Annotated in this window: 27 protein-coding genes; 15 read left to right on the forward strand and 12 right to left on the reverse strand. The window is 58.8% G+C overall.

Features of this window, described 5'->3' with window-relative positions; all coding sequences use genetic code 11:
• Nucleotides 1-500: 500 nt before the first annotated feature.
• Both ACM6I0_RS23415 and ACM6I0_RS23420 read left to right on the forward strand, forming a co-directional pair.
• Complete coding sequence (locus ACM6I0_RS23415) at nt 501-872, forward strand: DUF6124 family protein (RefSeq protein WP_414923386.1); 372 nt, start codon at nt 501-503, stop codon at nt 870-872.
• A gap of 213 nt (nt 873-1,085) precedes the next feature.
• Complete coding sequence (locus ACM6I0_RS23420) at nt 1,086-1,343, forward strand: hypothetical protein (RefSeq protein WP_259156762.1); 258 nt, start codon at nt 1,086-1,088, stop codon at nt 1,341-1,343.
• A gap of 137 nt (nt 1,344-1,480) precedes the next feature.
• Here ACM6I0_RS23420 and ACM6I0_RS23425 read toward each other — a convergent pair whose 3' ends face one another.
• The 5 genes from ACM6I0_RS23425 to norR all read right to left on the reverse strand — a co-directional run bounded on the left by ACM6I0_RS23425 (nt 1,481) and on the right by norR (nt 5,857).
• Nucleotides 1,481-2,230 carry a YkgJ family cysteine cluster protein gene (locus ACM6I0_RS23425; protein WP_414923387.1) on the reverse strand — a complete coding sequence of 250 codons (750 nt, stop codon included), beginning with the start codon at nt 2,228-2,230 and terminating at the stop codon, nt 1,481-1,483.
• An 84-nt stretch (nt 2,231-2,314) separates the two neighbouring features.
• Complete coding sequence (locus tag ACM6I0_RS23430) at nt 2,315-2,641, reverse strand: hypothetical protein (protein WP_414923388.1); 327 nt, start codon at nt 2,639-2,641, stop codon at nt 2,315-2,317.
• Nucleotides 2,642-2,794: 153 nt separating this feature from the next.
• Entirely contained in the window at nt 2,795-3,253 is a 459-nt protein-coding gene (locus ACM6I0_RS23435) for a GNAT family N-acetyltransferase (RefSeq protein ID WP_414923484.1), read from the reverse strand.
• A gap of 27 nt (nt 3,254-3,280) precedes the next feature.
• Nucleotides 3,281-4,183, reverse strand: coding sequence for a chemotaxis protein CheV (locus ACM6I0_RS23440; protein ID WP_017340667.1), 903 nt, complete (start codon nt 4,181-4,183; stop codon nt 3,281-3,283).
• Nucleotides 4,184-4,306: 123 nt separating this feature from the next.
• Entirely contained in the window at nt 4,307-5,857 is a 1,551-nt protein-coding gene (norR, locus tag ACM6I0_RS23445) for a nitric oxide reductase transcriptional regulator NorR (protein WP_414923389.1), read from the reverse strand.
• Between the two features lie 146 nt (nt 5,858-6,003).
• Here norR and hmpA point away from each other — a divergent pair, with 146 nt between their 5' ends.
• The 9 genes from hmpA to ACM6I0_RS23490 all read left to right on the forward strand — a co-directional run bounded on the left by hmpA (nt 6,004) and on the right by ACM6I0_RS23490 (nt 15,017).
• A complete protein-coding gene (gene hmpA, locus ACM6I0_RS23450) occupies nt 6,004-7,185 on the forward strand; it encodes an NO-inducible flavohemoprotein (protein ID WP_414923390.1) in 1,182 nt (393 codons plus the stop codon).
• 284 nt (nt 7,186-7,469) lie between these two features.
• Complete coding sequence (locus tag ACM6I0_RS23455) at nt 7,470-7,979, forward strand: disulfide bond formation protein B (protein ID WP_414923391.1); 510 nt, start codon at nt 7,470-7,472, stop codon at nt 7,977-7,979.
• Between the two features lie 816 nt (nt 7,980-8,795).
• Nucleotides 8,796-9,740, forward strand: a complete 945-nt coding sequence (cyoA, locus tag ACM6I0_RS23460) for a ubiquinol oxidase subunit II (protein ID WP_285432201.1) — start codon at nt 8,796-8,798, stop codon at nt 9,738-9,740.
• Between the two features lie 3 nt (nt 9,741-9,743).
• Nucleotides 9,744-11,774: a cytochrome o ubiquinol oxidase subunit I gene (gene cyoB / locus ACM6I0_RS23465; protein WP_414923392.1), complete on the forward strand. Its 2,031-nt coding sequence runs from the start codon at nt 9,744-9,746 to the stop codon at nt 11,772-11,774.
• A 3-nt stretch (nt 11,775-11,777) separates the two neighbouring features.
• On the forward strand, nt 11,778-12,404 hold the full coding sequence (locus tag ACM6I0_RS23470; RefSeq protein WP_027922711.1) for a cytochrome o ubiquinol oxidase subunit III: 627 nt from the start codon (nt 11,778-11,780) through the stop codon (nt 12,402-12,404).
• A complete protein-coding gene (gene cyoD / locus ACM6I0_RS23475) occupies nt 12,404-12,745 on the forward strand; it encodes a cytochrome o ubiquinol oxidase subunit IV (protein ID WP_027922712.1) in 342 nt (113 codons plus the stop codon). Before ACM6I0_RS23470 ends, cyoD begins: the two co-directional genes overlap by 1 nt.
• A gap of 11 nt (nt 12,746-12,756) precedes the next feature.
• Nucleotides 12,757-13,644: a heme o synthase gene (gene cyoE, locus ACM6I0_RS23480; protein WP_090180333.1), complete on the forward strand. Its 888-nt coding sequence runs from the start codon at nt 12,757-12,759 to the stop codon at nt 13,642-13,644.
• Between the two features lie 298 nt (nt 13,645-13,942).
• On the forward strand, nt 13,943-14,581 hold the full coding sequence (locus ACM6I0_RS23485) for a DUF6036 family nucleotidyltransferase (RefSeq protein WP_285432204.1): 639 nt from the start codon (nt 13,943-13,945) through the stop codon (nt 14,579-14,581).
• Entirely contained in the window at nt 14,565-15,017 is a 453-nt protein-coding gene (locus ACM6I0_RS23490) for a hypothetical protein (protein ID WP_414923393.1), read from the forward strand. Before ACM6I0_RS23485 ends, ACM6I0_RS23490 begins: the two co-directional genes overlap by 17 nt.
• A 9-nt stretch (nt 15,018-15,026) precedes the next feature.
• Here ACM6I0_RS23490 and ACM6I0_RS23495 read toward each other — a convergent pair whose 3' ends face one another.
• Complete coding sequence (locus ACM6I0_RS23495) at nt 15,027-16,436, reverse strand: PLP-dependent aminotransferase family protein (protein ID WP_414923394.1); 1,410 nt, start codon at nt 16,434-16,436, stop codon at nt 15,027-15,029.
• 122 nt (nt 16,437-16,558) lie between these two features.
• Here ACM6I0_RS23495 and ACM6I0_RS23500 point away from each other — a divergent pair, with 122 nt between their 5' ends.
• Complete coding sequence (locus ACM6I0_RS23500) at nt 16,559-17,050, forward strand: RidA family protein (protein WP_414923395.1); 492 nt, start codon at nt 16,559-16,561, stop codon at nt 17,048-17,050.
• A gap of 60 nt (nt 17,051-17,110) precedes the next feature.
• Here ACM6I0_RS23500 and ACM6I0_RS23505 read toward each other — a convergent pair whose 3' ends face one another.
• The 4 genes from ACM6I0_RS23505 to ACM6I0_RS23520 all read right to left on the reverse strand — a co-directional run bounded on the left by ACM6I0_RS23505 (nt 17,111) and on the right by ACM6I0_RS23520 (nt 21,017).
• Nucleotides 17,111-17,815, reverse strand: a complete 705-nt coding sequence (locus ACM6I0_RS23505; protein WP_222588362.1) for a hypothetical protein — start codon at nt 17,813-17,815, stop codon at nt 17,111-17,113.
• Nucleotides 17,816-17,987: 172 nt separating this feature from the next.
• Nucleotides 17,988-18,728 (reverse strand): DUF72 domain-containing protein, encoded by a 741-nt coding sequence (locus ACM6I0_RS23510; RefSeq protein WP_414923396.1) that lies wholly within the window; start codon nt 18,726-18,728, stop codon nt 17,988-17,990.
• Between the two features lie 58 nt (nt 18,729-18,786).
• Nucleotides 18,787-20,304: a sensor histidine kinase gene (locus ACM6I0_RS23515; protein WP_285432212.1), complete on the reverse strand. Its 1,518-nt coding sequence runs from the start codon at nt 20,302-20,304 to the stop codon at nt 18,787-18,789.
• A complete protein-coding gene (locus ACM6I0_RS23520) occupies nt 20,301-21,017 on the reverse strand; it encodes a response regulator transcription factor (protein ID WP_090180352.1) in 717 nt (238 codons plus the stop codon). The genes ACM6I0_RS23515 and ACM6I0_RS23520 overlap by 4 nt, the downstream gene beginning before the upstream one ends.
• A 152-nt stretch (nt 21,018-21,169) precedes the next feature.
• On the opposite strand from ACM6I0_RS23520, the gene msrB reads away from it, so the two are divergent.
• Genes msrB through msrA form a run of 3 tightly spaced genes read left to right on the forward strand, consistent with a single transcriptional unit; the run spans nt 21,170 to nt 24,240 of the window.
• Nucleotides 21,170-21,688, forward strand: coding sequence for a peptide-methionine (R)-S-oxide reductase MsrB (gene msrB, locus ACM6I0_RS23525; RefSeq protein ID WP_414923397.1), 519 nt, complete (start codon nt 21,170-21,172; stop codon nt 21,686-21,688).
• A gap of 43 nt (nt 21,689-21,731) precedes the next feature.
• Nucleotides 21,732-23,495 carry a cytochrome c biogenesis protein DipZ gene (locus ACM6I0_RS23530; RefSeq protein ID WP_414923398.1) on the forward strand — a complete coding sequence of 588 codons (1,764 nt, stop codon included), beginning with the start codon at nt 21,732-21,734 and terminating at the stop codon, nt 23,493-23,495.
• Between the two features lie 31 nt (nt 23,496-23,526).
• Nucleotides 23,527-24,240, forward strand: a complete 714-nt coding sequence (gene msrA, locus ACM6I0_RS23535; RefSeq protein WP_414923399.1) for a peptide-methionine (S)-S-oxide reductase MsrA — start codon at nt 23,527-23,529, stop codon at nt 24,238-24,240.
• On the opposite strand, the gene ACM6I0_RS23540 is transcribed toward msrA, so the two are convergent.
• Nucleotides 24,237-25,250 carry a diguanylate cyclase domain-containing protein gene (locus ACM6I0_RS23540; protein WP_414923400.1) on the reverse strand — a complete coding sequence of 338 codons (1,014 nt, stop codon included), beginning with the start codon at nt 25,248-25,250 and terminating at the stop codon, nt 24,237-24,239. The genes msrA and ACM6I0_RS23540 overlap by 4 nt on opposite strands.
• 75 nt (nt 25,251-25,325) lie before the next feature.
• Nucleotides 25,326-26,231 (reverse strand): LysR family transcriptional regulator, encoded by a 906-nt coding sequence (locus ACM6I0_RS23545; protein ID WP_285432220.1) that lies wholly within the window; start codon nt 26,229-26,231, stop codon nt 25,326-25,328.
• Nucleotides 26,232-26,287 lie beyond the last annotated feature (56 nt).

Below are 26,287 nucleotides of genomic sequence, written 5' to 3' on the forward strand. Positions count from 1 at the left end.
ATGGCGGCCTGACAGCCGACCAATCTCTCCCAGATGTACCCAGTCCAACTGTGGGAGCGGGCTTGCTCGCGAAAGCGGCCTGACAGCCGACCAGTCTCTTCCTGCTGCCCATTGATCGTTCCCTACGCTCCGCGTGGGAATGCAGCCCGGGACGCTCCGCGTTCCATTTTTGTGTGTTGAAAGATGTGTAAGAAACACAGCGAATTCCCACGCATTTTTCAGGTTGCCGGGTAGGAAGCGTGTTCTCTAACCTCTAGCCGTCGCTGCAAATTCAGCGACCGGGCGTGAGATCCCCGGCTACCAGTATGCATCTAGCGCCAATGTCACCATAATTGGCGCCAGCTTATCCGCTGCCTGTAAATGCGTTATGGCGGCTGTGTGCGGGCAGACTTCGGTCTGGCCGGGTGCCTACTACCGGTGATCTCACACTGCACATAGCTGCCACCTCTTCGCCGCTTGAGATCCGGCGAATGGTGGTACCCATTTCAGTAGGAGTTTGCATGGATAAGTTAATCCCCGACCCACCCCTCAACACCGCAACCCCCAACGCCGAGACCACCCAGGCCGAAGCGCTCATCAAAGACCGCGAAGCGATAAAACGCGCACTCGATTACTACCTCGATCCGCCCGGGCAATACAGCGTAAAACCCCGTCGTCCAAGCACGATGTTCATGGTCGTCCCCGACATTGATTCTGAAAGTCTGTTGGCCCATGCCTGTGAGTCTTTGGCGTCAGCGAGTGTGATGGCGAGTGATTTTGCGACGAATCTGGTGGGGCCGCAGCGTCATACGGTGTTGGCGATTCAGCAGGTGATCATGTTGGCGGAGTTGGCGGTGAATCGGGTGTTGGACAGGGTTGAGGTTCCGGCGTAAATAGCGTCCGGTCAGGTTGACCGCGTTATCGTTCTTCGCGAGCAGGCCCGCTCCCACAGGTGTTGGGGTTGCTCGCGATTGCGGTGTGTCAGTCAGCACTAAACCCGACGGACTCGCTTGCGGCGTGAAGCTTGCGGCGCTCGACACGGGTATACTGCCGCCTTTCGCGGCTCGCTGACCGGGCCCGACTCTTTTGCATCACCCGGAGCTTTCATGACTTCCCCGACACAACCGCCGGTTGCCGACGCTTTGAGCGACGACCAGGCAGACCTGCCAGACAGCGTCGACTCCAGCGCAGACAGCGAATCCAAAGCCGCGATTCCGGCGTTCAAGTTCCCGTTCAAGCCGGGTGAGCTGGCCGCTGCGAAGAATGCCAGCCAGCCTTGGTACAAGAATGGCGCGAAGAATGGCCATACCAAGACGCCGGGGGCTGCGCCTCCGGGGACGCGTCGTTCGATGGGTAAGCGCTGAGTTTCTGTTTCTGCGGTGCCTGATCTATAGCCTTCGCGAGCAAGCCCGCTCCCACATTTGATCTGTGTACGACACGGACCCAATGTGGGAGCGGGCTTGCTCGCGAAGGGGCCATCAAAGGCAATACATCTTCTGAATCAAGCCGCCCGCAACGAAATAAACGCATAGTTCAACGGCGCATCCGTCGCCACTTGCGCCCCGGCTGCCTGCACCTGCCCGGCGATATCCTCCCCCGACACATGAAACAACCAGTCACTGCCAGACGTCTCCAGCGGTTGCGCTGAAACCTGATCAATGACCGCGGCAAACGCGCTCATGTCCGGCAGATAAGCGGTAAACCCATCCCCTTTCAGCGCTGTAGTCCGAATCCCCAGCAAGCCGCAAATCGCATCCTTGGTCTGAATGTCGTCGCGATCCGCCTGACGTGAACGCTGGATCAATCCTGCCAGTTCGTGATCCACCAACTGGCCGCCGATAATCAAGTCCGGGCCTTGTTCCCACGACTCCGGCGGGCATTCCTTCACGGCGGTATTCAGCGCGATGTGCGGGTTGATTTCCATCGGGTAGATGCGGCAGACCAGCGGCCGACGCTCATAGATGCGGCAGAGGTTGTCTTCGTCAAGATTCCGGCAGGGACCGACGTTGTAGGCGGCAAAGGTGATCGCGACGTAGGCGTCAGACGTGCCGCTTCGAACCCGCGCTGAGCGGCGTTCGGCGTGTTCGCGTTGTTGCACCGGCAGGCCCAGGCCGTTGCCCAGGAAACCTTCCACCAGCACGATCACTTGACCGCCGTCAGCCGCCCACATGCGGGCTTCGGCCAGGGTCAGGGGCACGTGGTGGTCGTTGCAGCATTTGCCGCAGCCTACGCAGGAAAACGTCGTATTCATCAGGCTTCAGGTCGCAGGTAGAAGGCAGGAAGCGGCGCCAGAATCTCACCGCACAGACCTGCGTCGAAGCAAGTTATGCGCCAGTCACTGGGCTTTGGTGGCGGGGCGGATGGCGTCCCATTCGGTCACGTAGGCGGTTTTGGTTTTTTTGTTGTAGAGGCACAGTTCGGTGCCTTGCTGGCCTTTCATGTGTTTCTGCGGGTATTGGCCTTGCAGCAGCAACGCGGTGTAGCCGACGCGGTCGTCAAACTGGGCGGCGGTGCCGACGGGTTTGGCGTCTTTCAGGCCGCTGGCCTTGGTGCAACTGGCGAGGACGGCTTTGTCGTAGGCGGCCCAGGCGTCGGGGCTGGAGGCGTGGGCCTGGTTGGCGAGGGCAGTGAGGCAGAGGACGGTCAGGGCGGTGGCTTTCATGGGGGCAGGCATCCTTGGGCATTGAGTTCGCCGAGGGTCGGAGTATGCCTGATGGTTTTGTGTTGAATGTGTCGGCCTCATCGCGAGCAGGCTCGCTCCCACAGAGGGTACGCGATCAACTGTGGGAGCGAGCCTGCTAGCGATGGCGGTGGTTCAGACCGGAACCGGTTCCCGGCGGACCACATACATCCCGGCGCTTTCATACAACCGCTGCGCCCGAAGGTTGTCTTCCAGGACCTTCAGATCGACAAAGCCTTCCCGGCGATCCTGAAACACTTTGAATGCATGCAGCAGCAACGCACGGCCGAGCCCGAGGCCTTGGGCCTGAGGATGCACCACCAGGTTTTTGATGTAGGCGCTGGTCCAGCACTGGCACACGCCGACGATGCGGTCGCTCTCGAGCGCAATGAAACACAGGGAAGGATCGTATTCGGGATCGGTCTCAAAGCGCTGTTGCCAAACGTCCAGGGCAGGCACGCGGCCGCCACCTTCCTGATAACCCGTTTCCATCAAGCGATGAACGGCTTCGGCCAGTTCGGGGCGGTATTGAACGAGGACGATTCCCTTGGGCCAGGTGATGTCGGGCACGGCCTGCGCCAGGTTGCGCCGCATCAAAAAGCAGAATTGCTCGGCCAAGACTCAGTGACCTTGTTCGGCGACAGCCTTGGCCGCCTCGATCAGGCACTTGGTCAGTTCCGGCGACGAGAACTTGGTCAGCACCGCGTTGGCCCCGGCCAGGCGCGCTTTTTCGCTGTTCATCGCGCTGTCCAGAGACGTGTGCAGCAATACATAAAGGTGCGAGAAGTCCGGGGTTTCGCGCAGAGTGCGGGTGAAGGCATAGCCGTCCATCTCCGACATTTCGATGTCCGAGACAATCAGGTTGATCTGCTGCGCCGTACCTTGCAGGTCCAGCAGGCAGTCGATGGCCTCCTTCGCGCTGCGGGCGGTGTGGCATTGCAGGCCGAGGTTGCGCAGGGTGTGCACCGATTGTTGCAGGGCGACCTGGCTGTCGTCGACCACCAGAATTCGTGCGTTGCCCAGCACTTCAGCGTCTTCCATGCTCAGTTCGGTCGGGGCCATTTCGATCTGTGCCGGGGCGATGCCGTGGATGACTTTTTCGATGTCCAGCACTTGCACCAGCGTGCCGTCGACCGAGGTCACGCCAGTGATGTACGAGCGCACACCGCCGGAGCCAAAGGGCGGCGGGCGGATGTCAGTGGTCAGGCAATGGACGATCTTGCTCACGGCCTGAACATGCAGGCCCTGTTTGGAGCGGCTGACGTCGGTGACGATCAGGCAGCCACCGTTCGGGTCTTCCAGCGGACGCTCGCCGATAGCGCGGCTGAGGTCGATCACCGACAACGAGGCGCCGCGCAATGTGGCGATGCCTTTGACGTGGGGGTGCGACTCCGGCAGCTTGGTCAGCGGCGGGCAGGGAATGATTTCGCTGACTTTCAGCAGGTTGATTGCCATCAGCTTGCCGCTGCGCAAGGTAAACAGCAGAAGCGAAAGTGAGTCTGCGCGGGCTTTGGTGGTGGACATAAAAACCTTCTGTGGAAAAAGGTGATGGGCGAGTAAAGAATCGCCAAAATCTATTGATGCCGGGTTATCGACTTGTTGGGGGCAGGCTTTAGTAAATCAGGCGGCGTTCCGACGATAGGGGCGTCACTTCATCCCCAATCGCTTGGCCATCCGGCCCAGATTCGCACGATCCAAGCCTAGCTCACGTGCCGCACTCGCCCAGTTGTCGTGATGCCGTTCCAGGCAGGCGCTGATCAATTGACGCTGATAATTTTCGGTGGCTTCACGCAAATCTCCGGCGACCAACGCGACAGGCACGACAGCGGGTTGTTCAGCGGGGAGTTCGACGCTGCCATTGGGCAAGTCCAGATCCGCCGCACTCAAGCTGAGAATCTTCGGCCGTTCCTTGCAATTGCCCAGCGCCTTTAACGCGCTGCGCCCGATCAGATGCTCCAGCTCCCGCACATTCCCCGGCCAGTCGTAAGCCAGCAATGCAGCTTGCGCGTCGCTGGTCAGCCGCAGGCTATTGAGGCCCATGCGCGAGCGGTTCTGTTCCAGGAAGTAGCCGCTGAGCAACAACACATCCCGTCCGCGATCCCGCAGCGCCGGCACCTGCAGCGGGTAAACACTCAGGCGATGATAGAAGTCGGCCCGGTAGCGGCCACTGCGCACTTCCTCGGCCAGGTCGCGGTTGGTCGCCGCGATCAGTCGCACGTCCACCTGATGTTCTTTGTCCGACCCCAAGCGCTGCAACTGACCGCTTTGCAGCACCCGCAACAGTTTGGCCTGCACGGTCAGCGACAGTTCGCCGACTTCATCGAGAAACAGCGTGCCGCCATTGGCCAGTTCGAACTTGCCGCGACGATCATTCGTCGCACCCGTGAAGGCGCCGCGCACATGGCCGAACAGTTCGCTTTCGACCAGCGTGTCCGGCAGGGCGGCGCAGTTGAGGCTGATGATCGGTTTGTCCGCACGAGGGGAGGCGGCGTGAATCGCCTGTGCGACCAATTCCTTGCCGACGCCGGTTTCGCCGGTGATCAGCACGGTCAGGTCGCTGCCGCCCACCAGGTTGATTTCTTCGACCAGGCGTTTATGCGTCTTGCTCTGGCCGATCATCTCGCGGTTCTGCTGGCCGCTGGCCTGACGGTAAACCTCGGCACGCTGATGCTCATCTTCGACACGATTGGCCAGGCGTTCTATACGTTCGGCGGCGTTGACGGTGGCGGCGGCGAGGCTGGCGAAGGCTTGCAGGGCATCCAGTTCTATCGGTTCAAATCGTTCCGGGTCGAGGGCGTCGAGGGTCAGCAAGCCCCACGGGCGCTCGTCGATAAACAGTGGGCAGCCCATGCAATCGTGAACTTCCAGATGTTCGTCGAGGCCATCGACCAGGCCGTCGTAAGGGTCGGGCAAGTCGCTGTCGGCGGCGAACCGCGTCGGGCCGTGACTGCTGAGCAGTGCTTCGAAGCGCGGGTGTTCGCTGACTTTGAAGCGTCGGCCGAGGGTGTCGGTGCTCAACCCGTCCACGGCCAGCGGCACCAGCCAATCGCCATCAAGGCGCAGCAGGGCGGCGGCATCGCAGGGGAGCAGGGCGCGCATGGCTTCGAGCAAGCGTCGATAGCGCTCGCCTTCGGGCAGTTCGCGGGAAAGGTCGGAGACCAGGGGCAGCAGGGCGGTGAGCAGCGATTTTGCAGTCATAGTGACTCCATGTAGTCGACATGACTATAAGTCAGTGAGTGTCTATATGACTACGTTGTTTTTAAGTTGTTGATTTTAAAGGTTTAAAACATTGGCACGGAAACTGATAAAGCTAAGGTAATTCACATAAAGCTGGAGTCGACCTTATGCTTAGCGTTCAAGACCGTGCCATCGTCAAATCCACCGTGCCGCTGCTCGAAAGCGGTGGTGAAGCGTTGATCACGCACTTCTACCGCATGATGCTCTCCGAATACCCGGAAGTCCGCCCTCTATTCAACCAGGCTCACCAGGCCAGCGGTGATCAGCCCCGCGCACTGGCCAACGGCGTGCTGATGTATGCGCGGCACATCGATCAGCTCGATCAATTGGGCGATCTGGTGGCCAAGATCATCAACAAGCACGTGGCCCTGCAAATCCTGCCTGAACATTACCCGATTGTCGGCACGTGCCTGCTGCGCGCCATCAGCGAAGTGCTGGGCGACGAAATCGCCACGCCTGAAGTGATGAGCGCCTGGGGCGCGGCCTATGGTCAATTGGCCGAGATCCTGATCGGCGCCGAAACCAGCATCTACGACCAAAAAGAACAGGCGCCGGGCGGCTGGCGCGGGGCGCGGGAATTCATCGTCGCGGCCAAAGTCGAGGAAAGCGCGGAAATCACTTCGTTCTACTTCGAACCTGCCGACAAAGGCGCGATTCTGGCCGCTGAACCGGGCCAATACATCGGCATGAAGCTGATCCTTGATGGCGAAGAGATCCGTCGCAACTATTCGTTGTCGGCGCTGGCCAACAAGGGCCAGTACCGCATCAGTGTTAAACGTGAGACCGGTGGCCGCGCCTCCAATCACTTGCACGATCAGTTGCATGTTGGCGCGAGCATTCAGCTGTTCCCGCCATCGGGCGAGTTCACGCTGACCGCCAGCGACAAACCGCTGGTGCTGATCAGCGGCGGCGTCGGGATCACGCCGACCCTGGCAATGCTTGAAGCGGCGCTGGCGACTGAGCGTCCGGTGCACTTTATCCACTGCGCGCGCAACGGCAGCGTTCACGCTTTCCGCGACTGGATCGATGGTCTGGCCGAGCGTCACCCGCAGCTCAAGCGCTTCTATTGCTACGACGAGGATGACGGCGTGAGTCCGGCGGCGGACAAGGTCGGGCTGCTGAGCCGTGAGCAACTGGGCGAGTGGCTGCCGGAGCAGCGCGATCTGGATGCTTACTTCCTCGGGCCTAAAGGTTTCATGGCGGCCATCAAGCGCCACCTCAAAGCCTTGGGTGTGCCGGAGAAGCAAAGCCGTTACGAGTTCTTCGGGCCGGCTTCGGCGCTGGAATAAACCTCTGCGGCGACTCGGGAGACCGGGTCGCCTTCATCGCGGGCAAGCCCGCTCTCACAGGATTTGTGTTTGCCGTGATCGCGCGAACAACACAACACCTGTGGGAGCGGGCTTGCCCGCGATTGGCCCACCTCGGTCTTCCTTCGTAAAAATCCTTCGAAAGTTAATCCCTCCTTAACTGTTTTGTCGTCTATTCCCCAGTCACCACCGGAACGCGCCGGGCTCTCAAAGGTTGGAGCCTGCGTGTAGACTTGCGGGCAATCGATTTTTAAAAGGGAAGCGCGATGAGCGAGGAAACGATGCGGTTGGGACGTGAACGGCGTTATCTGGTGCTGTTGGGCATCATCTGCCTGGCGCTGATCGGCGGCGCGCTGTACATGCAGATTGTGCTGGGCGAGGCGCCATGCCCGCTGTGCATCCTGCAACGCTATGCGTTGTTGCTGGTTGCGCTGTTTGCCTTCATCGGCGCGGCCATGCGCACCCGTCGCAGCATCACGGTGTTTGAAACCCTGGTGGTGATCAGCGCATTGGCCGGCGTCGCGGTGGCCGGGCATCACGTCTTTACCCAGTTCTATCCGTCGGTCAGTTGCGGCATCGATGTGCTGCAACCGATTGTCGATGGCCTGCCGCTGGCGAAGATCTTCCCGCTGGGCTTCCAGGTCGATGGTTTCTGCTCCACGCCGTATCCGCCGATCCTCGGTTTGTCGCTGGCGCAATGGGCGCTGGTGGCGTTCGTGCTGATCGTGGTACTGGTTCCGCTGCTCACTGTGCGTAACCGCAAAGCACTGCGCTGAGGCTGTCGCCGCACCGTTGAGTCAACCTGAAAACGCCCCGGCCCTCGTTGAGAGGACCGGGGCGTTTTGCATTTCAGGGCTCAATTTAAAAGACACGTGATGTGTGACAGGGAAGGGTGCGACACGTGTGCGACATGTTGTCACAGCGCGACTGTCGCAAGGCGTTTCAACGCGGCGAATTGGTGCATGGCAGCGCAACAACATTGGTCTCTTTAAACGTCTGGATGCCGCTCGCTGAAAACAGCGAAACAGGCAGTTTTAACAGGTCCTGGCGAATTGCCAGAACCCTTGTCACATAGGGGCTTGGGCAGGGTCGGGGGCGGTGGCGAGGGCATCGATGCTGTCTGAACTGCGCGAGGTAGCCCTACTAATTTTGGTGTTTTTGTTGAGAATGAATTTCGATAAGATGCCGCACTTTTGCAAAAACCGTTAATGATTGTTGCTGGAATGGATAAAAATTATTTCGGGATGAGACATGGTTTATGAATCGTTACATATCTACAATCGCCCGCACTGAATTCCCGGCACTGCTCACCTTGAGCATGAAGTAGGGCGTCGAGGAGCATGAATGCTCCATGCGACCCCCAGGTGTCGGAGCCTTCCAACTATCCGCACCAAATGGAATTGGTCTGTAACAAGGCCTTTGACCACGAATTCGAATAAGAACTTAACGCTTGCCCAGGATTTGTCGAACAGCGTCTGACGCGCGACGGGCAGCCACTTATTCAATCCAAGAAAAATGCCAACCCTTGGCAGGGTGAAGTGTTGGCGATCAAAACCCAACTGCATTGCGCAAGCTGCTTTAGAGGTCGTGAGATGAGTAAAAACAGGTACCCCAGACTACTAGGCTTATTGCCGCTGCTCGGCACGTTGTTGCTGTCAGGCTGCAACATGACCTTGCTCGATCCCAAGGGTCAGGTCGGCCTGGACGAGCGAAACCTGATCATCACCGCAACGCTGCTGATGCTTCTGGTCGTGGTACCGGTCATCGTCATGACCTTCCTGTTTGCGTGGAAATACCGCGCCTCTAACCAGGACGCCGTGTACACGCCAAAATGGTCGCACTCCACCAAGATCGAAGTCGCCGTTTGGGCGATTCCGGTACTGATCATCATTGCCCTGGGTTATGTCACCTACAAGTCGACCCACGCTCTGGACCCGTACAAGCCGCTGGAATCCGACGTCAAGCCGATCACCATTCAAGTGGTGTCGATGGACTGGAAGTGGTTGTTCATCTATCCAGAGCAAGGGATCGCCACGGTCAACAAGATCGTCTTCCCGGCCAACACGCCGATTAACTTCCAGATCACCTCCGACACCGTGATGAACTCGTTCTTCATCCCGGGCCTGGGCGGCCAGATCTACGCGATGGCGGGCATGCAGACCAAGCTGCACCTGATTGCCAACCAGAACGCTGAATTCGACGGTATCTCCGCCAACTACAGCGGCGCGGGTTTCACCGGCATGAAGTTCAAAGCAATCGCCACCTCTCAGGCGGATTTCGATGCCTGGGTCAGTGATGTCAAGAAGGCACCTAAACAGCTTGAAAAAGCTGAATACGAAGCCCTTTCCAAACCAAGCCAGAACAATCCAGTAGAGCTCTACTCCTCGTTCACGCCGAACCTGTTCCAGACCATCGTCGACAAGTACGAAGGCATGAAACCGGGTCCGAAAGTGGACCACGAGAAGAAAGAGAAAGAAGTGGCCCAGATGGAAGGGATGGACATGAGTTCGCATTCAGCTGCCGGGGCAGAGGAGTAAACGATGTTTGGTAAATTAAGTTGGGAAGCGGTCCCGTTCCACGAACCGATCGTGATGGTGACCATCGCCATGATCGCGCTCGGCGGTCTGGGCGTGTTCGCTGCAATCACCTATTTCAAGAAGTGGACCTACCTGTGGTCCGAGTGGCTGACGTCGGTCGACCACAAGAAAATCGGCGTGATGTACATCATCGTTGCCATGGTCATGCTGCTGCGTGGTTTTGCCGACGCCATCATGATGCGTACCCAGTTGGCCATGTCCACCGAGGGTTCGCCTGGCTACCTGCCGCCTGAACACTATGACCAGATCTTCACCGCTCACGGTGTGATCATGATCATCTTCATGGCGATGCCATTCTTCACCGGCCTGATGAACCTTGCGGTGCCGCTGCAGATCGGCGCGCGTGACGTTGCCTACCCGTTCCTGAACTCCCTGAGCTTCTGGCTGCTGATGTCCGGCGTGGTGCTGGTCAACGTGTCCCTGGGTGTCGGCGAATTCGCCCGTACCGGTTGGGTTGCGTATCCACCGCTGTCGGAACTGGGCTACAGCCCTGGCGTGGGTGTCGACTATTACATCTGGGCCCTACAGCTATCGGGACTCGGGACGACACTGACGGGGGTCAACTTCCTGGCCACCGTGCTGAAAATGCGTACCCCGGGCATGAAACTGATGGACATGCCGATCTTCACCTGGACCTGCACCTGGGCCAACGTATTGATCGTCGCTTCCTTCCCGATCCTGACCGCTACCCTGGCTTTGCTGACGCTTGACCGTTACATGGATTTCCACATTTTCACCAATGAACTTGGTGGCAATCCAATGATGTACGTGAACCTGTTCTGGGCCTGGGGTCACCCCGAGGTTTACATCCTGATTCTGCCGGCGTTCGGGATCTTCTCCGAAGTCATCTCGGCGTTCACCGGCAAGAAACTGTTCGGCCACCACTCGATGATCTACGCCTCGGGCGCGATCTCGATCCTGGGCTTCATGGTTTGGCTGCACCACTTCTTCACCATGGGTTCGGGTGCCAACGTCAACGCCTTCTTCGGCCTGGCGACGATGCTGATTTCGATCCCTACGGGGGTGAAGCTATTCAACTGGCTGTTCACCATTTACCAAGGGCGTCTGCGTTTCACCAGCCAGGTTCTGTGGACCCTGGGCTTCATGGTGACCTTCGCCATCGGCGGCATGACCGGCGTACTGCTGGCCATTCCGGGTGCGGACTTCGTCCTGCACAACAGCCTGTTCGTGATCGCTCACTTCCACAACGTGATCATCGGCGGCGCCGTGTTCGGTTACATCGCAGGCTTCGGCTTCTACTTCCCTAAAGCGTTCGGCTTCAAGCTGCACGAAGGTTGGGGCAAGGCTGCGTTCTGGTTCTGGATCTCGGGCTTCTTCGTCGCGTTCATGCCGCTCTATGCACTGGGCTTCATGGGCATGACCCGTCGTCTGAACGCCACCACCAACCCTGAGTGGGTGCCGTACCTGTACGTTGCCATGTTCGGTGCGGTGATGATCGCCTGCGGTATCGCCTGCCAGTTGATCCAGCTCTACGTCAGTGTCCGTGACCGTAAGAAGCCGGAAAACATGTGCGAGCACGGTGATCCGTGGAATGCCCACACGCTGGAATGGTCGACCTCGTCGCCACCACCGTTCTACAACTTTGCCGTACTGCCAAAAGCCGACTGCATCGACCCGTTCACTGAAGCCAAGGAAGACGGTACTGCGTACCAGACTCCGGTCAAGTACGAGCCGATCCACATGCCAAACAACACCGCGACCGGCCTGGTCATGGGTGCTCTGTTGACTGTGTTCGGTTTCGCGATGATCTGGCACATCTGGTGGATGGCCATCTTCGGCCTCGCCGGCGCCGTGATCTACTTCGTGATCCACGCTGCCCGTGATGACCAGGGCTACATGGTGCCGGTCGACGTGATCGAGCGCACCGAAGCCGAGCAGCGCAAACGTCTGGTAGCCGCAGGGAAACTCCAGGCCACTGCCACCCGTGTTGAAACCTCGTTGGAACAGGCTTAAACCATGTCGAACTTAGTGACCAATGCTGGACACACCCATGTCGATGGACATGGGCACGATGACCATCACCACGACTCGGGCGAGATGACCGTATTCGGTTTCTGGCTCTACCTGATGACCGACTGCATTTTGTTTGCGTCGATCTTCGCGGTGTACGCGGTACTGGTTAACAACGTAGCGGGTGGCCCGTCGGGCCACGACATCTTCGAGCTGCCATACGTGCTGGGCGAAACCGCCTGCCTGTTGTTCAGTTCGATCACCTACGGCTTCGCCATGCTGGCGTTGTTCAAGGGCAACAAGAAGGCGGTACTGGGCTGGTTGGCCATTACCTTCCTGTTCGGCCTGGGCTTCATCGGCATGGAGATCAACGAGTTCCACATGCTGATCTCCGAAGGCTACGGTCCTAACCGCTCTGGCTTCCTGTCCGGATTCTTCACCCTGGTCGGCACCCACGGTCTGCACGTGACCAGCGGTCTGATCTGGATGGCGATCATGATGTATCAGGTCCAGAAAAACGGCCTGACGGCGACCAACAAGACCCGTCTGAGCTGCCTGAGCCTGTTCTGGCACTTCCTGGACGTGGTGTGGATCTGCGTATTCACCGTTGTTTACCTGATGGGGACTCTGTAATGGCTAACGCACACTCCCACGATGGTCACGGCCACGACGACAGCCACGGCAGCGTCAAGTCCTACGCCATCGGCTTCATCCTGTCGGTGATCCTGACGATCATTCCTTTTGGCCTGGTGATGTACCCATCGCTGCCTAAAGCAATGACCCTGTGGATCGTACTGGCCTTCGCAGTAATCCAGGTGCTGGTGCACCTGGTGTACTTCCTCCACCTGGACCGTTCGGCTGCCCAGCGTAACAACGTGATCGCGTTTGTTTTCGCCGCACTGGTAATCGTCTTGTTGGTAGGCCTGTCGCTGTGGATCATGTTCAGCATCCACACCGTCATGATGGCGCACTGAGGAAAGTCCGGATGTCCTTTAAGCACTTTATCCAAATCACCAAACCGGGGATCATTTTCGGTAACGTGCTTTCTGTGGCGGGCGGATTTTTCCTGGCCTCGAAAGGGCATGTCGATCTGGCCATTTTCCTGGCCGCCATGATCGGCACGTCCCTGGTGGTGGCTTCCGGTTGCGTGTTCAACAACTGCATCGACCGCGACATCGACCTGAAGATGGAACGCACCAAGAATCGTGTGCTGGTCCAGGGCTTGATCTCCCTGAAACTGGCACTGATCTACGCGACCGTCCTTGGTGTTGCCGGCGTTGCCTTGTTGTACAAGGTGGCCAATCCGTTGGCCGCGCTGTTCGCCGTGATCGGTTTCGTCATCTACGTCGGCTTCTACAGCCTGTACCTCAAGCGCAAGTCGGTTCACGGCACGCTGGTGGGCAGTCTGTCGGGCGCCATGCCGCCGGTGATCGGTTACGTCGCTGTGACCAACAGCTTCGACATGGCCGCACTGACGTTGCTGGTGATGTTCAGCCTGTGGCAGATGCCGCACTCTTACGCCATCGCGATTTTCCGTTTCAACGATTACCTGGCCGCATCGATTCCGGTGCTGCCTGTTAAACGCGGGATCGAAGTGGCCAAGAAGCACATCCTGCTCTACATCCTGGCGTTCCTCGTGGCGACCTTGATGCTGACCTTCAGCGGCTACGCCGGCATGAGCTACCTCGCCGTCGCCGCGGCCATGGGCATGTACTGGTTGTACATGGCCTGGACCGGTTACAAGGCAGTGGATGACACGGTCTGGGCACGCAAGCTGTTCGTGTTCTCGATCTTCACCATTACCGCGTTGAGCGTAATGATGTCCCTGGACTTCAAAGTGCCGAGCGAGCTGTTGCTGACGTACGCGCCTTAAGCGTCGGACGCTGTAAAGAAAAGCCCCGCCTTCGAGAGAAGAGCGGGGCTTTTTGTTGGGGGCGATTCAGTCGGTTTGGTGTCGGTTGAGAGCAAGGCTGCCATTGAAACGCGTCCCCAAGGGTATCGAAGTCCATGCCTACTCATGCAGCAGAACCCTCCTACAAGGTTTTCAGGTTGTCGCTCGGAAGTCGCCTTTCTAACCTCGGGGTGTGGCTAATTCAGTCGCAATAGCCGCCAGGCGTTGACCCGCGCGCCATCACCGGCATCGCTATCCCACATCAGTTTGAGGTTCGAACATGGAGTTGTCGGATGTAATTATCCCCCGCGTCAATACGAGCACGGCGTTGGGGCAGGCTTTGATTTCGATGTTCAAATCTGTCGAAGCGGAGCTGGTACTTGAGTACGCAGAGACAGGGGCGGTAAAAATTATCGTTTTCGGTGGGTGCGCAGTTCACCTTTATACGAGTCACCGTGTTTCAACAGATGTCGATGCAGAAGTTTACGAAGCGAATGTCCCCAAAAGTCTTCACCTCCAAACCATGCTCGCAGAGGTTCCCGAACAATTTATCGATGAACGCTCCGGTCGGTTGATGGAGCTGAACTATGACCTTCAATACAACACAAGCTTTGGCCCAATTCACGAGGACTATTGGGAGCGGAGCCTGCCACTTGCCGAGTTTCCGACCGAGTCTCCTCTACATGTTCACATTGCATCGCCCATCGACATTGCGATATCTAAATTGGGCAGAGCTACGGATCAAGACATTGGCGATATCATGGCGCTTCTCAGGAGCGGCTTCATAATCACTACCGAACTCCGTCGATTGGCGTTGCAGGCAATTGATGTATATGTTGGCAACAAAGAGCCACCAACGTCCGTTCTCGACAATATTTTGCAAAATTATCTGGAGATAACAGATGACGAAGCCCCTTAACGGCCACGTCCTCTCATCCGCTTTGGACACGCTGGTCAAAAGCCCTTTGAATCAAGCAGATGATGCTGCGCTTGTAAGCGCGGCCGAAGCTGTTTGGTACTCGGACTCGAACCTTGAAAGTGAAGTCTCGGCATTTTTGAGTCGGCATTCTGATGACATCGAAATCCGCCGTGCAGGCTACTTGCTCGAACGTTTCACTCGTTTTGCATGCGTGTCTGATAGCCGCGTGCTGGAAACCTTCAATGTCCTTGAGCTTTTTGCATACTCGACTTTCAAGCAAGACGTGAAGCCACAACCAGCCGCTCCGCTTCGCCGTCGCCGTGATGAACTTGCTGCCTCATGGGGGTTGAGTGAAGGCCTTGGTTTGAAGGCCCAGACCCTGATGCCTTTTCAGACTCGACATTACGCAGCAGAGCAACGCGCCACGTTTTCCTGAACATACACTTCAGCTATCGAGCAATCTGAAAAACCGCTCACGCACCTGTGGAATATCACTGTGCGCGACGTTGAAGCGCAGGAAGCTGCTGGCATCAGCCGCTTTGCTCAACAAGGTGCCGGGTGCCAGGACGAGGTCGTTTTCAAGGCCTTTATTGGCCAGCGTCTCGGCGTGCAATCCATCGGGCAAACGGGTCCAGATGAACAGGCCTTCGCCCGGCAACGAAGACACCGAGCATCCGGCCTCCACCAGCCAGCGCGCCACGCGGCTGCTCGATTCGTAGAGGCGGTCGACGGTGCGGCGTGTGTGTTTGGCGTAAGTGCCGTTGGTGAGCATCGTGCAGATAATTTGTTCCGCCAGCTCTGAGGTCACTCCGCCGCAGCTCATCTTCAAACGGATCAACCGTGCGGCCAGTTGCGGCGATAGCACTGCGTAACTGACCCGGCTGTTGGCGGTCAATGTCTTGGAAAAACCGGAAACGTAGCTGACGTTGTCCAGACCACTGGCCGCCAGTCGTGGCGTGTGTCTTTGCTGAAGATCGCCATAGAGGTCGTCTTCCACGATGTGGAAACCGTAACGGTGACTCAGCTCCAACAAACGGTAAACCTGGGCGGCGGAGAACGAGTGCCCGGTCGGGTTGTGCAGTGTGCTGTTGGTCATGTACAACACGGGGCGATGGGCAATCAGCAATTGCTCGAACGCCTCCAGATTCAGGCCCTCGCAATCGCGGGCAATGGTGATGACCTTGGCGCCGTGCAGCGCCAGGTTGGTGTGCATGTTGAAATAGCACGGATCGTCCAGTACCACCGTATCGCCGGGTTGTATCAACAGGCGCATCAGCTGGTCGATGGCTTGTACGGTGTTGGCGGTGGTGATGATCTGCTCCACCGGCACCTCGATGCCGACGGTCGACAACTTTACTCGCAACGCCTCGCGCAGCGGCAGGTAACCGCCCACCTCACCGTATTCACCCATGCGCAGCGCAGTCGCACGAAGGGTGCCGCGCACGGCTTTGAGCAGTTCTTCGGCGGGCAGCCACGAACCGGGCAAGAATCCGCAACCGGGGCGCAACGCGCCATTGTTCAACAGGATTGCGCGGCGGACCCGACTGAGTATGTCCTGGGGTTGCAGGTCCGGGCCTGGCGCAGCCGGTGGCTGGTTCATGGCCCGTTGCACGTAGTGCCCCGAGCCCTGGCGTGAAACCACCAGCCCCTTGGCGCGCAATCGGTCCAAGGCATCGACCACCGTGGATTTGCCCACGTTCATCAATTCGGACAGTTCGCGAATCGGTGGCAGCCTGGCCCCGTGAGGCAAGCCACCCTGGCTGATTGCCACAGACAGCTGATCGACAATCTGCTGCACCAACGGAACTCCCGGCTGGAATTCGATGGCGGCGATCACTGCGCGCTGAGCCTGCATTTTACTGGTCTCCCTGGCAGTAAAGTTCGCTGGATTCTATACGAACTTGCCCTGATCAACGCAAACGTCTGCCTCTACCATCATCTGCGCGGTTCGCATCATTGACCAAGGGGGTCCAGTAGATGATTCAGCAGATAACCCGCGACGAACGTTTCCTCGCGATGGCGAAAGAACTCGGCTTTGATATCTACGACGAGAACGCTGCCGGAGGGCATTACGCGCCGCTGCTTCGGCACGGCGACGAGGTGTATGTCAGCGGCCTGGTGCCGCGCATGAACGGCAAAATCCAGTACCCCGGCCGCGTCGGGCTGGAACTCAATATGGCCGATGCTCAAGAAGCCGCCAGCATCAGTGCGATACGCGGGCTGGCGCTGATCCGAGAGGCCATTGGTTCACTGGATAACGTCAAGGCGCTCCTTCGCATCACAGTGTATGTGAAGTCCACATTCGATTTTGTGGACCTGAGCGAAGTGGCCAACGGCGCCTCGGATGTCCTCACCCATGTATTGGGCGATGCCGGTCGACATACGCGAACGACTGTCGGTGTTTACCAGTTGCCGAAAAACGCCCCCATCGAAATCGACATGATCGCGGCCCTGCATCCGTCGATGTAATCAACCCAGCGGGCAATAAAAAGCCCCGCTTGCGAGGGCGGGGCTTTGAGGTGTGGCGTGTTACTGCGCGGCGATGCTGTAGCCGTCGAACGCGGTTTGCTGCTGAAGGGCGGTGATGATGTTCTTGCGGTTGACCGCTTGTTCGGCCCCGGTGTTGTCCAGGAATGTCTCGCTCTCGATCTCTGCGTCATCGCCTTCGCCGACGAAGGTGAAGCCGAGGAATTCCAGCGCTTTGCGATCAACGTTCAGGCTCGAACGGGGAGTGCGCAGCGGCAGCGTGACGCTCACGCCGTCCTTGCTGATGGTGAACACTTCCAGATCTTTCTTGGCGCGAGCCGCTTTGCTCTTGCCGCTGCTCGGGTTGCTGATGGCCTGATGCGTCTGGTTCAGCACCTTCAAGGCCAATCCATAGACGATTTCCTGAAAGGCCGGGTCGTCCTTGAAACTGGACAGAATGCGGCTGATCGGGAATTTGCTGCTCAGGTCTTCCAGCGCGGCAATGTCTGCGGCTTCGGCATCTTTGAGTTGCTTGAGCTCACCCATCAATTCGTAGGCTTTATCGTCGTCGAAGCTGTCGTGGGCCTGGCGGATCGCAGTGCGCAGCTCGCGGATCTGGTCACTTTCCCGAGTGGATTGAAACGCGTCCAGGACCATCTCGCTGATGGTCTTGGCCTGTGGGACGTGCTGTGAAAGATTGATGGAGTTTTCGTATTCCGCTTTGGACGACAAGGTGACTACGGATTCAGCGGTATTGGAATCGGACATTGAAATTTCACTACTTCTTTTAACTTGGGTTTAGGCGAGAAAGCACTGGGCCTTTTCAGGCCGCCTAATCTATTGGACCCAGCCTGAGTTGTCACGGATGAACAGGCCGCTGGTCATCATTTTTGCCTTGAGGGCTTTAGCCTGCGGTTTAGGGTTGGCGTTGTTTCTTGCGTCAGGTGCTCGGGCTAGCCAAATGTTGAAGCTCCAGCGCATTGGCGGTCGCCGCGCCACTGGCCGTATTGTCGAAAATGCACCAGGTGGGCCTGTCTTGCGCCTGGGGTTGTAGCGTTATAGCCAGCTCTTCCAGCCATGGCGACTCGTAGCTTGAGTAGTAAATTCTCGGTGAGCCGTGCAATCGGAAATAGCGGATACCTGGCCAGGCGCCGGGCACGTCACCCTCGGGGATCGGCGAAGGATCGGCTGCCACTTGCCCGATTCGATGCTCAATCAACAGTGTCTGCGCCTGCGGTGTTTGCCAGCTGACATGCCTGGGTTCCAACACCGCAAACCCGTCGTAGCGTGATCGAAACACGCTGAAGAAGTGTTGAGCTGTCTCGCCTTCAAAGGCCAAGGAAGGTGGGAGCTGGATCAGCAGGCAACCAAGCTTCTGGCCCAAATGGGAGCATTGCCCGATGAACTCATCGATCAACTGTTCACAGCCCAGCAAACGCGCTTCGTGGGTAATCTGCTTGGGGACTTTGACCGAGAACCGAAAGCGCTCCGGTACGCTCTCGGCCCACCGGGCATACGTTGCCGGGCGGTGGGGTCGATAGAACGAACTGTTGATTTCCACGCACGTCATCCGGGCGGCATAGCGCTGCAAGTGCGTGCCTGCTGTGGGAAATGCCTCCCAATGATCACGGGGCAGGCTCCAGCCGGCGCAGCCGATGTACAAGGGAGTCGTGGCAGTCATCGAGGGTTTCTCGCCTCAGCGTCGGGTCAGGTTCAAAGCTGTGACCGCTGAAAAGAGGCTATTTCCCCATCGAGTTCAGGTTCATCGAGCGAACGGCCCATTGTTCAGCGGTTTGCTCATCCACCGGCAAGGAGAAACGGAAAGTCGCGCCGCGCCCTGGAACATCGATCAACTGAATCTCGATACCGTGTAGCTGCAGGATCCGATGCACGATGCGCAATCCCAATCCGCCATCGCGTCGGGCACCGCCAATGTTGAACGGACGCAGGAACAAGCCTTCGCGCAGTTGCGGGGCGATGCCCGGACCGGTGTCGCTGACGGTGACTTCGATAAACGACCCGTGAGGGCGCAGGCTCAACTCGATTTCGCCACCTTGTGGTGTATCGCGAAGGGCATTGTCGAACAGATTGGTCAGCACCCGTTCGATCAGCCCCAGATCGGCGCAGGCCGTCGAAATGTTCGGTGCGAAGCTCGCCTTGAGTTCGATCTGGCGTGCCTCGGCGGTGAGTTCGAATTTCTGGAAGATGTCCTGCACCAGATCGGTCAGCGAGAAACGTTCGAGCACGGGTTGTACAAAACCGTGTTCAAGCCGCACCAGTTCCAGCAGTGATTGCGCCAGGCCGCCGACCTTGCGGCTTTGATCCAGCGCGATGCCCAGGTAGCGCCTACGGTCAGCGGGAGACAGCGTGGTGTCCTTGAGCGACAGCGTTTCCAGATAACCGTGCAGCGAAGCCAGCGGTGTGCGCAGGTCGTGGGAGATGTTGGCCACCAGTTCGCGGCGTTCCTGATCCTGGCGGGTCAGCGAACGCCATTGTTCGCTGAGGCGGGTTTGCATCTGGCGGAAGGCGGCGTCGAGCACGGCGATTTCATCGTGACTGGCTGCCTTTTCAACCGGTTCCGGGGCGGGCGGTGTGGTGGGAGCGGCGTCGATGTCGAACTGGCTGACTCTTTCGGTCAAGCGTCGCAGCGGCCGGGTGATCAGGGCAAATGCCGTAAGGCCGGCGATCAGGCACAACAACGCCACCAGACCAATGGACAACAGGGCGGTATTGAGCGCGGCGCTGGTGGCACCGCGCTCGGCGAAGCGGTCGTGTTCTTCGCTGAGCAACACCACATAGAGATAGCCCGCCGGTTTACCGTTGACCTGCAACGGCGCGGCGCTGAACACCTTGCGCCCCTCGGTGCTGCGCGGGTCGTCACCGAGAATCGGCAGCGCATCACCCTTGAGCAGACGCTTGATCGGCGTCAGATCGATGCGCTCGCGATGTATCCGGCCTTCCGGCGCGGCACTGCCGACAATGCGGCCTTCGGTGTCCAGCAGGTACACCTCGACACTGGGATTGACCAGCATGAGTTTGCTGAACAATTCACGCACGGCATCGGGCATCAGGCCATTGCTGTCCATCAGCACCGTGTCGCGGGCAATGTGCTGGGCCAGGTCCCGGGACAACCCTTGCACCACTTCCAGTTCATGCATCTGGTTGGAGCGCACTTGCATCCAGGCCGATGTGCCGCAGCACACCAGCAACAGAGCGGCAAACACCAGGGACAGGCGTTGTGTCAGGGTCAGCCTCATGGCTGCTCCTCCCGGGCCGCGAATTTATAACCACGACCCCATACCGTGAGGATGCGCGCGGGTTGTGCCGGATCGGCCTCGATCTTGGCCCGCAGGCGGTTGATGTGCGTGTTGACCGTGTGTTCGTAGCCTTCGTGGCTGTAGCCCCAGACGGCGTTGAGCAGGTCCATGCGCGAGAACACCTTGCCCGGCTGGCGGACGAAGAAATACAGCAGGTCGAATTCCCGTGGCGTGAGGTCCAGGCGTCGACCGTCGAGCGTGACGTCGCGGGTGATCGGGTCGATGGAAAGACCGTCGGCGATCAGGCTGCCGGCATCCATTTTCAGATTGCGCGCCATCGCATCGACACGTCGCAGCAGGGCTTTGACCCGGGCGACGAGTTCAAGCATGGAAAAAGGCTTGGCCAGGTAATCGTCGGCACCGAGCTCCAACCCCAAAATGCGGTGCACTTCGCTGGAGCGTGCGCTGGTGATGATGATCGGTGTGTAGCGAGCCATTGCCCGCGCTCGACGGCAGATTTCCAGGCCATCGACACCGGGCAACATCAGGTCGAGGATCAGGGCGTCCCAGCTTCCTTGCTGCAGCAGTTGCATGCCCTCGTTACCGTCGGCGCAGTGCACCACCTCGAACTGCTCATCGCGTAGATGCAGGCAGATAAGGTCGGCGATGTGCAGGTCGTCTTCGACCACCAGGACACGTTTGGTCTGTTCCATAAAGCTCAATCCTTTGTAGCGCAATGGGCACATTGTGCGGGTTTTCCTCGGGTCGAGTTATCACGAATTGTTTAACTCCCCGTGAGGATTTGGCGATCAACCCAAGCCTAGGCTGTGTTCCATGTCAGGCACCTGGAATTTTGGAGAAGGCCATGTTTTCACGGCGACAATTTCTTGCAGCGAGCGGCGGGCTGGGGGCTGCAGCGTTGGTGATCGGTGTATTGCCAAAATTTGCCAGCAGCACGGCGCTGGTCAGCGAAGCCAGTGCAGCGGAGGTTTTCGAGGTGACTCACAGCGACAGCGAATGGCGCGCCATGCTCAGCCCCGAGCAATACGAAATCCTGCGAAAAGAGGGCACGGAGCGGGCCTACAGCAGCCCGCTGAACAATGAGCACCGCGAGGGTATGTTCGTCTGCGCCGGTTGTAATCTGCCGCTTTTTTCTTCCAGCACCAAATTCGACAGCGGCACCGGCTGGCCGAGTTTCTGGGCGCCGCTGGACAACGCGGTGGCCACCAGTCAGGACCGGTCCTTTGGCGTCGTGCGTGAAGAGGTCCATTGCCGACGTTGCGGTGGTCATCTGGGTCATGTCTTCGATGACGGGCCCAAACCCACCGGCCTGCGCTACTGCATGAACGGGTTGGCGCTGACCTTCGTGCCCCGGACGGTTTGATCCGTGGGCCCATCCTTTCACTCACGTCATGCAGGTCGATGCTATGTGGCTTCTGGTTCTCGCTTATCTCGGTGGTGTGCTGACGATCGTCAGTCCGTGCATCCTGCCGGTACTGCCCTTTGTCTTCGCGCGCACCGGGCAGCCATTTATGAAAAGTGGTTTGCCGCTGTTGGCGGGCATGGCACTGACCTTCGCGCTCGTCGCCTCGTTGGCGGCGGTGGGCGGCGGCTGGGTGGTGCAAGTCAATCAGTACGGTCGCTGGCTCGCGTTGCTGTTCGTGGCACTGTTCGGTCTGACGCTGTTGCTGCCCCGGCTGGCCGAGCGCCTGACCCGGCCACTGGTGGCCGCCGGCAGTCGCCTGTCGGAAGCGGCGGGCGCCGATTCCCAACCGCGCCCCGGCGCTTCGTTCCTGATCGGCGTCGCCACGGGCCTGCTCTGGGCTCCCTGCGCCGGGCCGATTCTGGGCCTGCTGCTGACCGGGGCCGCGCTGCAAGGGGCAAGCATCGCAACCACCTTGTTGTTGCTGGCCTACGCCGCGGGTGCCGCTACCTCCCTCGCCGTGGCGCTGTTGCTGGGCGGTAAAGTCTTTGCGGCGATGAAACGTTCGATTGGCGCTGGCGAGTGGGTGCGTCGAGGATTGGGCGCGGCAATGCTGGCCGGTGTGGCGGCGATTGCCCTGGGGTTGGATACCGGGATTCTGGCGCGGTTTTCGACCGCTTCCACGGGCGGCATCGAGCAAGCACTGGTAGGCCGGTTGGCCGGTCAGTCACCGAGTAACGGCGGGGCAATGATGGCCGCTGGCGGTGCGATGAAAGTGTCGGCGCAAGCGCCGGGTGCATTGCCGGTCGAAGGTAACCTCCCGCCGCTTGACGGTGCGGTCCAATGGCTCAATTCACCGCCTCTGACCGCGCAGGCGTTGAAGGGAAAAGTCGTGTTGGTGGATTTCTGGACTTACTCCTGCATCAACTGTCTGCGTACCTTGCCGTATGTGAAAGCCTGGGCCGAAAAATACCGTGATCAGGGGCTGGTGGTGATTGGTGTTCATGCCCCCGAATTCGCATTCGAGCGTGATGTGGGCAATGTCACCAAAGCCATGAAGGACCTGGGCATCAACTACCCGGTGGCAGTCGATAACGACTATCGGATCTGGCGTGCTTTCAACAACGAATACTGGCCGGCTCATTATTTTGCCGATGCTCAAGGCCGCATTCGCTATCACCATTTTGGTGAAGGCGAGTACGCCGAATCGGAAAGGGTTATCCAGCAGTTGCTGCGTGAAGCGGGTGCCGCAAAGGTCGACAACGGGTTGATCAATGCCAACGCCACCGGTGTTCAACTCGCGCCGGACATGAACGAAGTGCAATCGCCGGAAACCTATGTCGGCTATCAGCGCGCGGAGCATTTTGTACCTGAGGCCAGTCTGGCTCCCGACACGGTCGCGACGTACAACCCGCCGTCCCAACTGGCCCTCAACGACTGGAGCCTCGACGGTCAATGGAAAGTCGGCTCCGAACGTGCCACGTCAAGCGCGCCGGCCAGTCGAATCGTCTACCGCTTTCACGCACGGGATCTGCATCTGGTCTTGGGGCCCAATACGGACGGTAAACCGGTGCGCTTCAAAGTGCTGATTGACGGAAAAGCGCCCGGCGATGCCCACGGCACTGACGTGGCACCCGATGGTCGTGGCCTCGTCACCGAACAGCGTTTGTATCAATTGGTGCGCCAGAGCAGCGTTGTGAACGACCACACCTTCAGCATCGAGTTTCTCGATCCAGGTGTGTCGGCGTATGCGTTTACGTTCGGTTGATAGCCTTTTCATTTACTCAGGAGTCAGACTCATGAAAACCCCGTTTACCTGGCGCCGCACCCTGTTGGGTCTGGCTGCTGCGGGTGTCATCGGCCAATGCGCGGCGTTCTCTTTCGGTGCCGCCGAAGAGGCGGTCGTCATTCCGCCGCCAGCCCTCGACGAAACCACCCAGGCCCACAGCGAAACGGCGGTCTTCGCCGGCGGCTGCTTTTGGGGCGTACAAGGCGTGTTCCAACACGTCAAAGGCGTAAAGAAAGCCGTGTCAGGTTATGCCGGCGGTGCAGCGAACAACGCCCGCTATGAACGCGTCAGTGAGGGCGATACCGGTCATGCGGAATCGGTCGAGGTCACCTTCGATCCTGCGCAGGTCAGTTACGGCACTTTGCTGCAAATCTATTTCTCGGTGGCGCATAACCCCACCGAGTTGAACCGTCAGGGACCCGACAGCGGCACCCAGTATCGGTCGGCGATCTTCCCCGAGAACACTGAACAGCAGCGCGTGGCCAAGGCCTACATCGCTCAGCTCAACACCGCGCATTTGTTCAACAAGCCGATTGTGACCACACTGGAAACCTACAACGGTTTCTACCCGGCTGAGGAGGAGCATCAGGACTTCCTGACCGAACACCCGACGTATCCGTACATTGTGATCAACGATCTGCCGAAAGTGGCGCAGCTGAAACAGCTGTATCCAGAGCGGTATCAGGAGAAACCGGTGCTGGTGAAGGCGGGGAGCAGCAGTTAGCCCGAAATCACATTCTTGCCAGCGACTTTCGACCGATACAGCGCCTGATCAGCCCTGGCCAGAAGGCCGGTCTGTTGCTCTTCCTCGAAACGCTGGACCACGCCAAAACTCATGGTTACGTGAAACTCGCCCACGGGCGGCAGGCTCGCCAGCCCATGGCGGATGGTCTCGGCCAAGGATCGGGCATCGGCCAGCGCAGTGTTGGGCAGGATCAAGATGAACTCGTCGCCGCCCCAGCGCGCCAATAGGTCGCCTTCGCGCACGTAGCGCTTCACGCTTTCGACGACCTGCACCAACGCTGCATCTCCCAGCGCATGGCCGTAGTAATCGTTGATGTTCTTGAAGTCATCGATGTCCATGGCGATCAGCGATAACGGTTGCCGAAAACGTTGGGCTCGCTCGCATTCCTGGGGCAGGGTTTTCTCTAGAAGATAGCGATTGGCGATCGATGTCAGGACATCGGTTTCCGCGAGTTTGCGGTTTTCTTCCAGTTGGATCTGTAACTGCTGATTGACCCGGGACAACTCCCGGGTGCGCTCTTCGACGATGGCTTCAAGGGACTGATTGCGCCTCTCCATCTCTTCGAGGAGGCGTTTCTTGTCGTCGATGCTGCGGTGAGCGCCGACCATTCGCGCGACCGATCCGTCGGCATTGCGGGCCAGTATGTAGCCACGATCTTCGATCCAGGTGTAACTGCCGTCCTGCCTGCGACAGCGATACTCGGCCTGATAACCCGGAGCCCGTTGACTCAAGTAATCATCGAACACGGCCATCACCTGCGGGAAATCGTCGGGGTGGATGACGTTCTCCCAGGTAAACACGGTGTTGTCCAGGGAGTGCGCGGCGTAGCCAAGCATCTCGTACCACGCTGGATTGCGGTAGACAAACCCGGTGTTGGCGTTCCAGTCCCAAATGCCGTCACTGACCAGTTCCAGAATGGTGTGCAACATGTCTTCGTTCATATCCGACACATTGAATTTCAACGGCTCGATATTTGATGCCTCACCCATCACCGCTCTCCCTGCCGCACTGATATCAAAGTGACCCGTCAGTCGCGGAGATTAAGGCATGGCCTATTGTTGCGGCTAGTGTTTGCCCCACATCTGCATGGCAAAGTCGACGAAGCGACGTAGTTTCGGCAATCGGTAGCGATCCTGGGCATACAACAGGCTCATGGGCCGGCTCGGCAGCTGGAAATCCGGCATCAAGGCCACCAGTTTGCCGTCGCGCAAATCCTGCTCGACCAGGGCATCGGGCAACATCACGACGCCCATGCCCGTGCGAGCGGCCTGATGCAGGCCTGCCGAACTGTTGATCAGCATCGGCCCGCTGACCGTCACCATGACTTCGCCTTCAGGGCCGCTCAGACGCCATTGTTTGCCCACGGAATGCCAGTCGTCTCCGACCGGATACGCAAAGGACAGGCAGTCGTGATGTTGCAGATCTTCGGGTTTTTCCGGTGTGCCCCGACGCGCCAGATAATCCTTCGAGGCGCACATGGTCAGGGTGTAGTCGATAAGTGGGCGGGCGATCAGGTTGGTGGGTTCGATAGCCCCCAGGCGAAACGCCACGTCGAGACCGTTTTCGAGCAGATCAGGGCGCCCGTTGGTAAGCACCACATCCAGTTTGACTTGCGGGCACTGCAGGGCGAACTCGCTGAGTGCGGGCGCGAGTCTTTCTGTACCGAAGGTCAGGGGAGCCGTGATGCGCAAGGTGCCGGTCGGTGTGTCCTGGCTCTGTTCCGCCAGTCGCTCGGAATCAGCCACCAAACCCAACACCTCAAGGCAGCGCTGATAGTACGCGGTGCCGAATTCGGTCAGGCGCTGGCGCCGTGTCGTCCGGTTAAGCAAGCGTACGCCAAGGCGCTGCTCAAGGGCTCGAAGGTGATTGCCGACCATGGTCGTGGACATATCGCACTGCTGAGCAGCCGCCGTCATGCTGCCGGTTTCCACCACTCTTACGTAAACCGTCATTGCCTGGAACAGATCCATTATCAAGCCCAGCTTTAAGATGATTGAAGTGTTGCAGCGTTTATCCAGTTCAGGTG

Source organism: Pseudomonas sp. IT-P294 (assembly GCF_949767865.1).
GTDB lineage: Bacteria > Pseudomonadota > Gammaproteobacteria > Pseudomonadales > Pseudomonadaceae > Aquipseudomonas.